This window comes from Burkholderia sp. 572 (assembly GCF_040545135.1).
Taxonomy (GTDB): domain Bacteria; phylum Pseudomonadota; class Gammaproteobacteria; order Burkholderiales; family Burkholderiaceae; genus Burkholderia; species Burkholderia cepacia.
This window is the reverse complement of sequence record NZ_JBEPLH010000001.1, coordinates 473,073-486,099: the sequence shown is the minus strand read 5'-3', so window position 1 is coordinate 486,099 and position 13,027 is coordinate 473,073. Positions and strand designations below refer to the sequence as shown.

The window sequence follows — 13,027 nt, the reverse complement described above, 5'->3', positions numbered from 1 at the left end:
CTACGAGACGCGCGCCCGCCACAGGGCGCGTTTTTCCGGATTTCCGTGAAATAACGATGTCTATACAGGCACCCGCTCGATCGCCGCATACCCGCGCCGCCGCGCATGCCGCAGCGGCGTCTCGCCGTTCGAATCCGCGAGATCGACGTTCGCGTGCCCGTCGACGAGCAGTTGCACGATCCGCACATAACGCGCGCTGCCGTCGCCGAGCATGATCGCCTCCAGCAGTGCGGTCCAGCCGAGCCGGTTCACGTGGTCGACGTTCACGCCCGCGTCGATCAGCGTGTGCACCGTCTCCACATGGCCGCGCGCCGCTGCCGGAATCAGCGCGGTGCCGCGATACCGGTTCGTGCCGCTCAGGTCGGCGCCGTGCGCGAGCGTCATCCGCAGGATGTCGAGATGGCCGCGCGCACCGGCGTACAAATACGGGCTGTCCTGGATCGCATCCTTCGCGTTGACGTCCGCACCCGCGTCGATCAGCACGCGCGCCGCCTCGACGTGATTGCCGTGCGTCGCGAGCAACAGCGCCGTGCGGCCCTGCCCGTCGCGCGAATCGATCGGCGCGCCGCGTTCGAGCAACGTGCGCACTTCGCCCGCGTCGCCACGGTCGGCCGCGCTGCGCAACCGGCCCTCGAGCGCGCCGCCGTCGGCGGCGGCCACGGCCGACGTGAGCGTGGTCAACGCAAACGAGCCGATGATCGCGATCCGTTTGAAAAACATCCGGTGTCCTCCTTGCGTGCGGCGCACGCCGATGCCCGGTCGATGTGTTCCGTCAGGCGCCCCCGCGACGCCACCCGACGCCGCGCCGGGTCCGGCGAAACCGCGATTGCCCACGGCATCCGGCCATGTTAAAAGTCGTCGCATGCATTTGAAAACGAAATGTTCGAATCCACAGAAGTGCAGAAATGAATAGACCCCTGTTCGACATCGACCTGCTGCGCGCGCTCGTGATGGTCGCCGACTGCGGCAGCTTCACGACGGCGTCCGCGCGCCTGCACTCGACGCAGTCGACGGTCAGCCAGAAGGTGCGCCGGCTCGAGGAAATCGCCGGGCATCGCCTGCTCGACCGCGGCACGCGCGACGTGCGGCCGACCGACGCGGGCGTGACGGTGCTCAGTTATGCGCGGCGCATGCTCGCGTTGAACGACGAGATGCTGGAAGCGCTGTCGGGTGCGACGGTCGCGCTGACGATCCGGCTCGGCGTGCCCGACGATTTCGCGGCGGGCCGCACGACGCATGCGCTCGCCGCGTTCAAGCGCGAGCATCCGCAGGTGAAGCTCGAGGTGATGTGCGGGTTGAGCCGCGACATCAGCGCCGCATACGACCGCGGCGAACTCGACCTCGTACTGATCAAGCAACGCCGCGACAGCCGCGAGGCCGTCGTGCGCTGGCCCGAGAAGCTGCGCTGGATCGACAGCGCCGCGCATCCGTCGATCGATCTCGACCCGGTGCCGATCGTCGTGTTTCCGCCGCGCGGGCTCTATCGCGACGACATGATCAAGGCGATCGAGGAGCGCGGCCGCCGCTGGCGGATCAGCTTCACGACGTCGAGCCTGAGCGGCATCCAGGCCGCCGTCGCCGACGGGCTCGGCATCAGCGTGCTGCCCGCGCGCGTGGTGACGGACGAGCACGTCGTGCTGACCGCGAAGCAGGGTTTCGCGCCGATCGAACACATGGACATCGCGATCCTGCATCGGCCGACGGCCGACCCGATGGTCAGCGAACTGACGAAGGCGCTCGCGGCCATGCTGGAGCACGAGGAGCAGTAGGAAAGAAAACGCCGGATGCGGCAAGCAAGCGAACGAACGCCGCGACGCCGCCGGCACGGCCGATGCGACGCGATCGCGCGCCCGATCCCCGTCAGAACATCGTGTTCCCGTTCGCGGCCTGCTCGGGCACGGGTTGATTGACGTCCCAGTGCTCGACGATCTTGCCGTTCTCGAGCCGGAAGATGTCCATGATCGCGCTGCCGCGCGTGCCGGGTTCGCGCACCGCGTGCACGTGCAGGATCACGTAGTCGCCGTCGACGAACGAGCGCTTGATCTCGCTGTGCGACCGCGGATACTTGTCGCGCAGGAACGCGACGAATTGGCGGAAGCCGTCGCGGCCGTCGGCCGCGTTCGGGTTGTGCTGCACGTAACGATCGCCGACATACGCGAGTGCGGCGTCGGCATCCTTCTCGTTCAGGCCTTTTTCATAGAACGCGAGCACCGTGCGCCGGTTCGCTTCCTGCTGCGCGTCCGTCGGCCCGGCCGCCACCGCATGCGCGGCGCTCACGGCGAACAGGGCCGCCGCCATCCATCGTGCGGCCCGTGCCGCGATCGTGCGTCGCATCGCCTTCTCCCGGGAAATCCGGCTGAAAACCGGATCATACCGGGGCGATGCTTCACCCGGGTTTTGCTCAGACCAGCACGCCGTTACGCGCCACGATCTTCCCCGACGACACGACGAGCCGCCGCACCGGCCGTGCGACGACGGCCTCGGCGAACGTCAGCGCGTCGACCAGCACGACGTCCGCGCGGCTGCCCGGCTGCAGCCCGTAACCGTCAAAGCCGCAACCGCGCGCCGCGCCGTGCGTCACGCAGTCGAGCGCGACCTCGAGCGCATCGTCGCGGCGGAAATCGTTGCGCATGCCGATCAGCATCGCGCGTTCGAGCATGTCGGGCGACCCGTACGGCGTCCACGTATCGCGCACGCCGTCGTTGCCGCCGATGACCGTCACGCCCGCCGCACGGCACGCGGCCACCGGCGGCACGGGCACCGCCGCCGGCGCGGTCGTGACGAGCCCGACGCCGAGTTCCGCCATCCGGGCAAGCAGCGCATCGCGCTCGCGTTCGGCGATATCGCCCAGACAGAACCCGTGGCTGATCGTCACCTTGCCCTGCATGCCGCGCGCCGCCGTGCGCTGCAGGATCAGGTCGAGCGAATACGCGCCCATCGAGCCGCGCTCGTGCAGGTGGAGGTCGAGCCCGCGGCCATGGCGTTCGGCGATCGCGAACAGCACGTCCACCGCCTCGACCGGATCGCCTTCGATCGCGCACGGGTCGAGCCCGCCGAGCAGATCGGCGCCGGCGGCGAGCGCGTCGGACAGCAGTGCGTCGGTGCCCGGCCGCTTGAGCACGCCCGATTGAGGAAACGCGACGATCTGGATTTCAACCTGCCCGCGCAGCGTCTCGCGCGTCGCGAGCACGCCGTGCAGATGCCGCAGCCCGGCTTCGGTATCGATGTCGACGTGCGTGCGGATACGCGTCGTGCCGGCCGCGAGGAATGCGCGCGCCAGCGCGAGCGACGCGACGCCGGCGTCGTGGCCGCTCGTCGCGCGATAGTGGCGCTCGTTCTCGATCCGGTCGACGAGGCGCGGGCCGACCTGGTTGCGATACCACGGCATCCCCCAGTGCGTCTTGTCGAGGTGCGTATGGCCTTCGACGAGGCCGGGCAGCGCGAGCGCCCCCGCGCCGTCCTCGATCGCGCAGCCGGCGGGTGCGTCGAGCGACGGGCCGATGCGCGCGATGCGATCGCCTTCGATCAGGATGTCGAGCGCGGCGTCGGCGCTCGGGCGGACGTTGCGGATCAGCAGGTTCGTCATGTCGGTTCCGGTGTGGTCAGTCAGTGCGGTCGGTACAGTCCGTGCAACGGAGCACGGCGCGTGCCGTGCCGCCGGCCGGGTCGGTCAGCGCGTGAAGCGCAGCAGCGCAGGGGCGAACGGCGCGCCCGTGTCGCTTTCGCCGCGGCGGAATACCCAGCGCTCGGCCGGCACGCCCGCGACGGCCGCCGCCGCATTCGGCGCGCGCACCGCGACGAACGTCGCGTCGCAGCCGACTGCGATTCCATAGTTCTCCTTGCCGATCACGCGCGCGCCGGCATGCGTCGCCATGTCCAGCGCGATGCCGAGCGCCTCGTCGGTGTAGAAGCCCGACCGATAGCCGACCATCATCGCGCGCTGCAGCATGTCGCCGTTGCCGTACGGCCACCATGCGTCGCGGATGTTGTCGTTGCCCGCGAACACGCGCACGCCCGCGTCGCGCAGCGGCTGTACCGGCGGAAACGCGCAGTCGCCCGGCGCATTCGTCAGGATCGACACGCCGGCTTCGGCCAGTGCCGCCGCGGTGCGCCGCACGTCGTCGTCGCTCACCTGGCCGAGCGCGTATGCATGGCTCACGTTCACGCGCCCGCCGAGCCCCGCCGCGCGCGTGCGCGCCGCGATCCGCAGCAGTTGCGCGATGCCCGTCTCGCCCGGCTCGTGCAGGTGGATGTCGATCTTCGCGCCGCGCTTCTCGGCGATGCCGAACACGATGTCGAGCTGGCCGTCCGCGTCGCCGTCGAGTGTCGTCGGGTCGATCCCGCCGACCACGTCCGCGCCTTCGCGCACCGCTGTGTCGAGGATCTCCGCGGTGCCGGGGCACGTGACGACGCCGGCCTGCGGGAACGCGACGAGTTCGATATCGACGATGCCGCGCCATTGCTCGCGCGCGGCCATCACGGCCTGCAGGTTCGACAGGCCCGTCGTCGCATCGACGTCGACGTGGCTGCGCATCGCGACCGTGCCGAACGCGGCGGCCTGCGCGATCAGCGCATTCGCGCGCTCGACGATCGGCGGCGCGGCCGCGAGCTGGCGCTTCTCGACCGCGAGCCGCTCGCGCAGCGTGCCGACCGTTTCGTGCGGCACCCAGCGATCGCCGACGAAGCTCTTGTCGAGGTGAATATGGCCATCGACGAAACCGGGCAGCACGACGCGGCCGTCGAGGTCGATCGTTTCCGCGCCGGGCGCGGCCGCACGATCGGCGCCGATCGCGGTAAAGCGGCCGTCACGGACGACGAGGTTGATGGGCTGGCCGCCGGCGTCGACGGCGTTGATGAAGATACGATCGGTCATGGCTCGGAATGTGGGGCGGTCGCGGCACGTCACCGGCGCGGACAGGGGAAGGAACCGCAGCCGACACGGCGCAACCGTTGGCAGGGAGTCCGGCCACGATATCGGACGGCGCCGGCCGAGGCCAATTAAATGTCGCGATGCCGCGCATTCGATTTCGCGATGTGCGGCGCAAACGCCGTGCCAGCCACGTGCGGCTACGGGGTCCGATCTCGTCGGCGACGGCCCGCATGCCGATGGCCCGTCGGGTGACGTCGCCGAAGCCGAAGTTTCGCGCGCCGGCATCGAGAGGCCGACTGCCTCGCAGGATAAGCCGCCGGACCGCTGTCGATCCGCGTCATCGCAGTTGCCGAATGGGCGCCGCCGCCCTCGCCGGGCATTGCGCGATTGCCCTGCCCGGGCGGCGATTTACGCGGCAACAGACTTTACACGTTGTTACCCGGCCGCACCGGACGCGCCACCTGCCATTCCTTATACTCACGCCGAGTTCGCCACCCGTCCTGGAATTCGTCGGCGAACCCGTTGCCGATGCAGGAATCATCATGATGCGCATGCCTTCCACGAAGACCGTTCTGTTCGCCTCGCTCGTCGCCGTCGCGGCGCTTCCGCTGACCGCCTGCGTCGCGCCGGGTTACTACGGCGCGCAGCCGGGGTATCCGCAGCAACAGCAATACGCGACGCCCGGCTACGCGCAGCCCGCGTATTCGCAACCGGGCTACGTGCAGCAGCAACAGCCGTATCCGAACCAGGCGCCGCAACCGTACGATCAGTACGGCAACCAGCAGCAATACGGGTCGCAGCCGTATGACCAGTACGGCAATCAGCAGCAATACGGCAACGGCTACGGCACGCAGTACGGCACGGTCTCGAACATCCAGCCGGTCAACGGTTCGGTCGGCCCGTCGGGCGTGGCCGGCACCGTCGTCGGTGCGCTGGTCGGCGGCCTGGTGGGCAACCAGTTCGGCCGCGGCCACGGCCGCGATGCGGCGACCGTGATCGGTGCGCTCGGCGGCGCGGTGGCCGGCAACCAGATCGGCCAGCAGATGGGCGCCGCGCAAGGCCCGAGCAGCTACCGGATCGACGTGCAGGTCAGCGACGGCACGATGCGCTCGTTCGACGTGCAGTCGCCGGGCAACCTCCGGCCGGGCGATCGCGTGCAGATCAACGGCAACCAGCTGGCGCGGTATTGATTCGGACGCGGTGCGCCTGACCTGATCGGGCGCATCTTCGCGCGTTTGACGTCGGGGCCGGTTCGGCGCGACGGCGTACCTGCTTCACCCCATCCTCATCCTTCGTGCCGGTGCGGCGCACATGATGCGCCGCCGACATTGCCGCGACACCGTCGCCCTCAACGCCCCCGTCGCGCGATCGCTCACCCGCATCAACGCCCGCGCTCCCGCGCCTGGCCGTCACACCCGCTCGATGCCGAGCCCGACGCGCGTCGACCGCGCGGCTGCGCGACGCGCGCAAGTCACGCGGCCTGACGCTCGCGCAACTGTCCGAGCGTTCCGGTATCGCGGTGTCGACGATTTCGAAGGCCGAGCGCGGCGACATTGCGCTCACCTACGACAAGTTCGCGGTGCTCACGCATGCGCTCGCGCTTGACTTCGACACGATGTTCGGCCGGCCCGCGCCCGCCGGCGCGATGACGCCGTCGTTCACGCCGGCCGGCCAGCAGATGGTCTACGACACGCCGAACTATGCGTACGGGATGCTCGCGAACGACCTGACCGGCAAGCGGATGGTGCCCGTGCGCGGGCGGATCCATGCGCGCAAGCTGTCGGACTTCGCCGACTACATCCGGCACAGCAGCGAGGAGTTCGTGTTCGTGCTGAGCGGCGAACTGGAGCTGCGCTTCGAGAACGGCCACGCGTACCGGCTCGGCGCCGGCGACAGCCTGTACTTCGACAGCGCTGTCGGGCACGTGTACCTGAGCCTCGGCGACACCGATGCCGAGGTGCTCGCGTGCTGCGTCGACGGCGACGCGCGGCGGCCGCGCGACGCGATCTGAACGCAACGGCGCGGCCACGGCGAGCGATGCGCCGAACGCCGACGCGCGCGATCCGGATTCCCGTTAGGATCAGTACGATGCATCCCGCGGTCGTATCGGTCGTATCGGTCGTATCGGTCGTATCGGTCGTATCGGTCGTATCGGTCGTATCGGTCATAGCGGTCGTATCGGTCATAGCGGCCATATCGGCCATATCGGCCCGCGCCGGCATGCACGACCCTCAACCGGAATCCCCTCGATGACGATCACGACTCGCCTGCTCGACGCGGCCGACGCCGCCCGTTTCCAGACCGTTCGCCTGCGTGCGGTCGACACCGCGCCCACTTCTTTCCTGCCGACGCCCGACGAAGAATCGCAGGTGCCGGTCGACGAATTCGCGATACGCATCACGCCGACCCACGAACGTGCCGTGTTCGGCGCATTCGACGGCGATACGCTCGTCGGCATCACCGGCGTGCGCCGCGATGCGCGCGCGAAGATCGCGCACAAGGCGACGATCTGGGGCGTGTTCGTCGATCCCGCCTATCGCGGGCAGGGCATCGCGCAGACGCTGCTCGAAAGCGCGACCGCGCATGCGGCGCAGGCGTGGGGCTGCAAGCAACTGATGCTGTGCGTGAACGAGGTCAACGCCAACGCGGAGCGGTTGTACGCCTCGCAAGGGTTCGTCCGGTTCGGCACGGAACCGCGCTCGCTGTTCGTCGACGGGCGGTTCTACGACGAACACCACATGATCAAGACGCTGGCTTGACGCGTCCGGTCTGGCGATCGCGTTTGCCGGCCGCGCCCGGACGCAAACGCTCGCCCCCTCTCGCCCATGCGCATGCCGGCATGCCTGCCCGGCAATCGCCTCGTTCGTCGGCGCCGACTACTGGCGGCGCCTCCCCGACGAGATGTTGTGAATATTTATGCGCAAAAACTTTTATTGAAAAACGCGCGCCAAGCGATGCCCACCGGGTCGATTGCTCACTCACCCGTCGCCGCGATCGTTCCCGTCGCCGGCTCGCGCCCTGCGGAGGCGGCCGGCTCGAAGATCAGCACCATGTCGCCACGGTAACGTCCATTGGCTGGCGCCGCGTCGCCGGCAGCCCGCGCTTGCGCGCTGACCTTCACCTGACGGGTTTCGTCATAACCGTCGAAGCCGTCGTGCCCACGCTTTCCCAGCGTGAGCACGCGAGCGGCGTCGACAGTAATTTCGGCGTCGGCCGCGCTGCCCGCCAGCACGACCTTCGCGTTGGTCAGGTCGTCGCGGCCATTCGACAGCCTTAGCGGCTGCAGCAATGTGACGTTGATGTCTGGATTCGTCGTCCGTACGCGGATCGGCAGCGTTGCGCCGAGGGCCCGCTGGTCGCGATCCGTCGCGGTCAGTTCGACCACGTCGTATGCGGCGTTGTCCGGCCTCGAAACGAACAGGCTGTCACCAATGTGCGCGGTCAACGTGATCCGCTTGACGACGGCTTGCGGCGACGTCGGGCCGGCGTGGGCAATGCCGGCCAATACGCCGCATGCGACGAGTGCGGTGAGATGTGTTCCGATCTTCATTGGAGTGCTCCGTTTTCCGGATGGTTGTCGTTCGGGCACCTGATTCCGTCATCGCAGGAAAATCCGGGATTCATTTATCCCAAAATTAGCCGGCAATATCCCCGTGGAATTCGATATACCCAGCCGCATACGCGAACGCGCCGAGTCGGCGGATGCCGTCTCGTACGCCGCCAGGATACGATCGCCAGCCTTTACCGGCAGGCTCCGACGCGCTCCTCTCGTCACGGCATGCAATAACGATAGGTCACGGAACGTCCACTAAAAATCCATGGAAACCTGCACGGTTCTTTCAGGATTCCATTCACCAATGCCATCTCGGAATCAAATAGGACACGGGAGTCGATCGCACCAATTTCCGCCCGCCCCCAACCCGCCTCGGTAATTCCGCCTCTGTTCAGCCCCCTGCCGGCCGCGCTATCGTTTCTCCTTCTTCACAGCCCAGGAGCTGCCTTTGCCTTCCCGCCACGGAGTCGACCTCATCCGCGCCCGCGCGCTGTTCGAGCGCGAGCGCCAAGCGTTCACCGAAGCCATGCCGGTCTCCCGCGCCCTGTCCGCGGAAGCGTCCGAGCACTTGCTGTTCGGCGTGCCGTTGCACTGGATGCAGGACTGGTCGACGCCGTTCTCGCTGTATGTGAAGGAGGCGCGCGGCGCGACGTTCACCGACGTCGACGGCCATCGCTATGTCGATTTCTGCCTCGGCGATACGGGCGCGATGTTCGGCCACGCGCCCGAACCGGTCGCGCGCGCGCTCGTCGAACAGGCCACGCGCGGTTATACGACGATGCTGCCGAGCGAAGACGCCGCATGGGTGTCGCGCGAACTCGCGCGCCGCTTCAAGCTGCCGGTCTGGCAATTTGCGCTGAGCGCCAGCGACGCGAACCGCTTCGTGCTGCGCTGGGCGCGCGCGGCCACCGGCCGCAACACGATCGTCGTGTTCAACGGCTGCTATCACGGCACGGTCGACGACGTATTCGTCGATCTCGTCGACGGCCGCCCGGTGCAGCGCGACAGCCTGCTCGGGCAATCCTACGACCTGCTCGCGAACACGCGCGTCGTCGAATTCAACGACCTGGGCGCGCTCGAAGCCGCGCTGAAGGATGGCGACGTGGCATGCGTGCTGGCCGAGCCCGCGATGACGAACATCGGGATGGTGCTGCCTGACCCGGGCTTCTGGGCGGCCGCGCGCGAGCTGACGCGCCGCTACGGCACGCTGCTCGTGATCGACGAGACGCACACGATCAGCAGCGGCCCGGGCGGCTACGCGGTCGCGCACGATCTCGACGCGGACATGCTGGTGGTCGGCAAGCCGATCGCGGGCGGCGTGCCGTGCGCGGTGTACGGGTTCAGCGCCGAATTCGCGGAACGCGCGAAGCAGGCGAAGCTGAACGCGCCGCCCGGCCATTCGGGCATCGGCACGACGCTCACCGCGAACATGCTCGCGATGCATGCGATGCGTGCGACGCTCGCCGAAGTCGCGACCGACGCAGCATATGCGCACATGTTCGAACTCGCCGCGCGGCTGGCGACGGGGCTCGAACAGGCGATCGCGAAACACGGGCTGCCGTGGTGCGTGACGCGTATCGGCGCGCGCACCGAGTTCCAGTTCGCACCCGTGCCGCCGCGCAACGGCACGATCGCGGGCGCGCAACTCGACAGCGAACTCGAGCACATCGTGCACCTGTACCTGCTGAATCGCGGCGTGCTGATCACGCCGTTCCACAACATGATGCTCGTGTGTCCGCAGACTACCGCCGAGGACGTCGATCGGCTGGTCGCGCAGTTCGATGCGTGCCTGGGGGAACTGGTGTGACGCGGTGACGTTCGCGGCGGATGCGCATCGTGCGGGCACGGCGCTGTCGGTGTGCTCGCGATGCGCTGCCGCGTTGCGGAGCCGCTCGTGTCGCTCGTGTCGCTCGTGTCGCTCGTGTCGCTCGTGTCGCTCGTGTCGCCGAACGGCAAAGCGGCCCGCCATCAAGCGAGCCGCTTCCCCTGATACGTCAATCGCGCGACGACACGTTACGCCGCCTGCAACGCCCGCCGCGCCACTTCCGCGAAATACCGCGCGCCCACCGGCAGGATCGCGTCGTTGAAGTCGTACGTCGCGTTATGCAGCGGCACGCCGCCGAGGCCACCCGCTTCACCGTTGCCGATGAACACGAAATTGCCGGGCACCGCCTGCAGGAACGCGCCGAAATCCTCGGAGATCATCATCGGCTGCACGTCGGCATTCACCGCCTCCGCGCCCGTGACCTGCGCCGCGGCCCGCACCGCCGTGTCGACCCACTCCGGCGAATTCACCGTCGGCGCGAACTCGTGCGTGTACTCGAACGTGCACGCCGCGCCGTGCGTGCGGCAGATCCCTTCGCTGATCTCGCGCATCCGCGTTTCCAGCAGCGCCTGCACGTCGCGCGAATAGCTGCGCGTGTCGCCCTTGATCGTCACCGTCGACGGCAGCACGTTGCGCAGCCCGTCGGTGATGAATTCCGTGCACGAGATCACCGCCTGCTGACCCGGATCGAGATTGCGCGACACGATCGTCTGCAGCGCGAGCACGACCTGCGCGCCGATCACGATCGGATCGATGCCCATGTGCGGCCGCGCCGCATGCGTGCCGCGCCCGTCGATCCGGATCACGAAGTTGTCCTCGCTCGCCATGATGCCGCCCGCGCGCGTCGAGAAGGTGCCCGCGCGCATGCCCGGCATGTTGTGCGCGCCGAAGATCGCGTCGACCGGGAAGCGCTCGAACAGCCCGTCGGCCATCATCGCCTTCGCGCCGCGGCCATGCTCCTCGGCCGGCTGGAAAATGAAACGCACGGTCCCGTCGAAATCCTTGCGCTCGGCCAGCAGTCGTGCCGCACCGAGCACCATCGACATGTGGCCGTCGTGCCCGCACGCGTGCATCTTGCCCGGCGTGCGCGACGCATGTTCGCGGCCCGGCGCGTGCTCGGCGATGTTCAGCGCGTCCATGTCCGCGCGGATGCCGATCGCGCGCTTGCCGGTACCGGCCGTCAGGTTCGCGACGAGCCCCGTGCCGCCGATCCCGCGATGCACGTCGAGCCCGAGTGTCGTCAGGATGCGCGCGACGTAGTCCGACGTGTTCACCTCTTCGAAACCCGTCTCCGGATGCTGGTGCAGGTGGCGGCGCCAGGTCTTCAGTTGCCCCTGCAGCGTGCTTTCGTCGATTGTGTCGATTGCGTCCATTGCGTTTGCCTCGTCGGTCATAGTCGGTCGTCGTCGGTCGTGATGTCGTTCAGGCCGCCACCGTCGCGCGGTCCAGCCAGTCGCGCTGCCGCGCGAGCACGGCGTCGGCCGACTCGCCGACGCAGCTCCGGTACACGGACGGCGCCGTCGCGCCTTCCGTATTGATCGCCAGCACACGCGAATGCGCGTCGAGCCCCACCTGCCGCGCGCGTGCCGGGTCGCGCATCAGCACGTCCAGCCCCGCGACGCCGGCCGCGCCCGATTCGCCGGCCACGACCGGCACGTCGCGTTCGCTGCCGGCCGCGAGGCCGCGCATCGCCTGCACCGCGTCTTCGTCGTCGATCAGCATGAAATGGTCGATGCACATCTCGAGGAAATCCCACGCCAGCGGCGACGCCTCGCCGCACGCGAGCCCGGCCATCACCGAATCGACGCTGCCGCTCGCCTTGGTGGCGCGCCCGGCCAGTGCACTCTGGTACAGGCAGTCGGCCTGGCGCGGCTCGACGACGATGAAATGCGGCCGCTCCACGCCGTCGCGCTCCCACAGATAACTCGCGACGCCCGCGGCGAGGCCGCCCACGCCGCCCTGCAGCAGCACATGCGTGAACGGCCGCCCGCCGTCCGGCGCCGCCTGCGCGGCGGCCTCGGCGGCGATCACGCCGTAGCCCTGCATCACGTCGCGCGGAATCGCTTCGTAGCCGTCGTACGACGTATCCGATACGACATACCAGCCGTTCGCTTGCGCGAGCTGTGCCGCGCAGACCACCGATTCGTCGTAGTTCCCCGCGATGCGCACGATCCGCGCGCCGTACGCGGAGATCGCGCGCTCACGCTCCGCATCGACGTTCGCGTGCAGCACGATCACGCACCCGCAGCCGATCGCGCGCGCGGCGGCGGCGAGCGCGCGGCCGTGATTGCCGTCGGTCGCGCTGATCACCGTCAGGTCGGCCAGTTCGGACGCATAGCGTCCGGTGACGAGCCCTTGCGGATCGAGATCCTGCTGGCGGCGCAGCCGCTTCACGAGCCGCACCAGCGCGATCGGCGCGCCGAGCGCCTTGAAGCTGCCGAGCGGCGAGCGGCACGACTCGTCCTTCACGCTGACGCTCGCAACGCCGAGCCGCGCGGCAAGATCCGGCAGCACGCGAAGCGGCGTGCGCGCGTGGCCGACGAGCGGCCAGTGCGACAGCCACGCGCCGCTTTCGTCGGCCGACGCAATGTTCATCACGCGGCGCAGCGCGTGGGGATAGGCGGCGCGCGATGCGCGGGGGTTGGCGATCAGCATGGCGAAAGGCTCAGGAACAGGGCCGCGCCGGCGGCCCGTCGGGTGGATCGGATCGGGCAAGCGCGGGTTGCGTTCGCCGTCGGTCCGAAAAATAATATTGCGCATCCCGGTCAATAAAATCGCC

At 68.7% G+C, this 13,027-nt stretch carries 13 protein-coding genes; 6 read left to right on the top strand and 7 right to left on the bottom strand.

All coding sequences use genetic code 11. From position 1 onward, the window contains the following. Positions 1 to 60 precede the first annotated feature (60 nt). Entirely contained in the window at positions 61 to 720 is a 660-nt protein-coding gene (locus ABIC51_RS02210; RefSeq protein ID WP_354006328.1) for an ankyrin repeat domain-containing protein, read from the bottom strand. A gap of 185 nt (positions 721 to 905) precedes the next feature. Here ABIC51_RS02210 and ABIC51_RS02205 point away from each other — a divergent pair, with 185 nt between their 5' ends. Further along, positions 906 to 1,769 (top strand): LysR family transcriptional regulator, encoded by an 864-nt coding sequence (locus ABIC51_RS02205; protein WP_059523154.1) that lies wholly within the window; start codon positions 906 to 908, stop codon positions 1,767 to 1,769. 91 nt (positions 1,770 to 1,860) lie between these two features. Here ABIC51_RS02205 and ABIC51_RS02200 read toward each other — a convergent pair whose 3' ends face one another. From ABIC51_RS02200 to ABIC51_RS02190, 3 genes are all read right to left on the bottom strand, one after another. Next, positions 1,861 to 2,334: a nuclear transport factor 2 family protein gene (locus ABIC51_RS02200; RefSeq protein ID WP_146253798.1), complete on the bottom strand. Its 474-nt coding sequence runs from the start codon at positions 2,332 to 2,334 to the stop codon at positions 1,861 to 1,863. Between the two features lie 67 nt (positions 2,335 to 2,401). Further along, entirely contained in the window at positions 2,402 to 3,586 is a 1,185-nt protein-coding gene (locus tag ABIC51_RS02195) for an amidohydrolase family protein (protein ID WP_146253799.1), read from the bottom strand. 84 nt (positions 3,587 to 3,670) lie between these two features. Further along, positions 3,671 to 4,873 carry an amidohydrolase family protein gene (locus ABIC51_RS02190; RefSeq protein WP_354006327.1) on the bottom strand — a complete coding sequence of 401 codons (1,203 nt, stop codon included), beginning with the start codon at positions 4,871 to 4,873 and terminating at the stop codon, positions 3,671 to 3,673. Between the two features lie 539 nt (positions 4,874 to 5,412). Between ABIC51_RS02190 and ABIC51_RS02185 the strand changes: the two genes are divergently transcribed. The 3 genes from ABIC51_RS02185 to ABIC51_RS02175 all read left to right on the top strand — a co-directional run bounded on the left by ABIC51_RS02185 (position 5,413) and on the right by ABIC51_RS02175 (position 7,629). Beyond that, positions 5,413 to 6,060, top strand: coding sequence for an outer membrane lipoprotein (locus tag ABIC51_RS02185; RefSeq protein ID WP_027790262.1), 648 nt, complete (start codon positions 5,413 to 5,415; stop codon positions 6,058 to 6,060). A gap of 212 nt (positions 6,061 to 6,272) precedes the next feature. Continuing rightward, positions 6,273 to 6,881, top strand: coding sequence for a helix-turn-helix domain-containing protein (locus tag ABIC51_RS02180; RefSeq protein ID WP_354006359.1), 609 nt, complete (start codon positions 6,273 to 6,275; stop codon positions 6,879 to 6,881). Between the two features lie 238 nt (positions 6,882 to 7,119). After that, a complete protein-coding gene (locus ABIC51_RS02175) occupies positions 7,120 to 7,629 on the top strand; it encodes a GNAT family N-acetyltransferase (protein WP_059693168.1) in 510 nt (169 codons plus the stop codon). 215 nt (positions 7,630 to 7,844) lie between these two features. On the opposite strand, the gene ABIC51_RS02170 is transcribed toward ABIC51_RS02175, so the two are convergent. Then, entirely contained in the window at positions 7,845 to 8,459 is a 615-nt protein-coding gene (locus ABIC51_RS02170; RefSeq protein WP_158605822.1) for a CS1 type fimbrial major subunit, read from the bottom strand. A gap of 412 nt (positions 8,460 to 8,871) precedes the next feature. Between ABIC51_RS02170 and ABIC51_RS02165 the strand changes: the two genes are divergently transcribed. Beyond that, positions 8,872 to 10,230: an aspartate aminotransferase family protein gene (locus ABIC51_RS02165; protein ID WP_226128810.1), complete on the top strand. Its 1,359-nt coding sequence runs from the start codon at positions 8,872 to 8,874 to the stop codon at positions 10,228 to 10,230. 60 nt (positions 10,231 to 10,290) lie between these two features. After that, positions 10,291 to 10,413 carry a hypothetical protein gene (locus tag ABIC51_RS02160; RefSeq protein ID WP_354006326.1) on the top strand — a complete coding sequence of 41 codons (123 nt, stop codon included), beginning with the start codon at positions 10,291 to 10,293 and terminating at the stop codon, positions 10,411 to 10,413. Between the two features lie 23 nt (positions 10,414 to 10,436). Here the strand turns inward: ABIC51_RS02160 and ABIC51_RS02155 are convergent, their stop codons facing one another. Together ABIC51_RS02155 and ABIC51_RS02150 are read right to left on the bottom strand one after the other, a co-directional pair. Continuing rightward, complete coding sequence (locus tag ABIC51_RS02155; protein ID WP_354006325.1) at positions 10,437 to 11,621, bottom strand: M20 aminoacylase family protein; 1,185 nt, start codon at positions 11,619 to 11,621, stop codon at positions 10,437 to 10,439. A gap of 49 nt (positions 11,622 to 11,670) precedes the next feature. Next, complete coding sequence (locus ABIC51_RS02150) at positions 11,671 to 12,903, bottom strand: diaminopropionate ammonia-lyase (protein ID WP_354006324.1); 1,233 nt, start codon at positions 12,901 to 12,903, stop codon at positions 11,671 to 11,673. Positions 12,904 to 13,027: the final 124 nt, after the last annotated feature.

What these genes read in the sequence shown, in the direction of transcription:
- ABIC51_RS02190 (WP_354006327.1), bottom strand. Translation starts at nt 4,873, where the DNA reads ATGACCGATCGTATCTTCATCAACGCCGTCGACGCCGGCGGCCAGCCC.
- ABIC51_RS02205 (WP_059523154.1), top strand. Translation starts at nt 906, where the DNA reads ATGAATAGACCCCTGTTCGACATCGACCTGCTGCGCGCGCTCGTGATG.
- ABIC51_RS02150 (WP_354006324.1), bottom strand. Translation starts at nt 12,903, where the DNA reads ATGCTGATCGCCAACCCCCGCGCATCGCGCGCCGCCTATCCCCACGCG.
- ABIC51_RS02185 (WP_027790262.1), top strand. Translation starts at nt 5,413, where the DNA reads ATGATGCGCATGCCTTCCACGAAGACCGTTCTGTTCGCCTCGCTCGTC.
- ABIC51_RS02195 (WP_146253799.1), bottom strand. Translation starts at nt 3,586, where the DNA reads ATGACGAACCTGCTGATCCGCAACGTCCGCCCGAGCGCCGACGCCGCG.
- ABIC51_RS02200 (WP_146253798.1), bottom strand. Translation starts at nt 2,334, where the DNA reads ATGCGACGCACGATCGCGGCACGGGCCGCACGATGGATGGCGGCGGCC.
- ABIC51_RS02175 (WP_059693168.1), top strand. Translation starts at nt 7,120, where the DNA reads ATGACGATCACGACTCGCCTGCTCGACGCGGCCGACGCCGCCCGTTTC.
- ABIC51_RS02210 (WP_354006328.1), bottom strand. Translation starts at nt 720, where the DNA reads ATGTTTTTCAAACGGATCGCGATCATCGGCTCGTTTGCGTTGACCACG.
- ABIC51_RS02155 (WP_354006325.1), bottom strand. Translation starts at nt 11,621, where the DNA reads ATGGACGCAATCGACACAATCGACGAAAGCACGCTGCAGGGGCAACTG.
- ABIC51_RS02160 (WP_354006326.1), top strand. Translation starts at nt 10,291, where the DNA reads ATGCGCTGCCGCGTTGCGGAGCCGCTCGTGTCGCTCGTGTCGCTCGTG.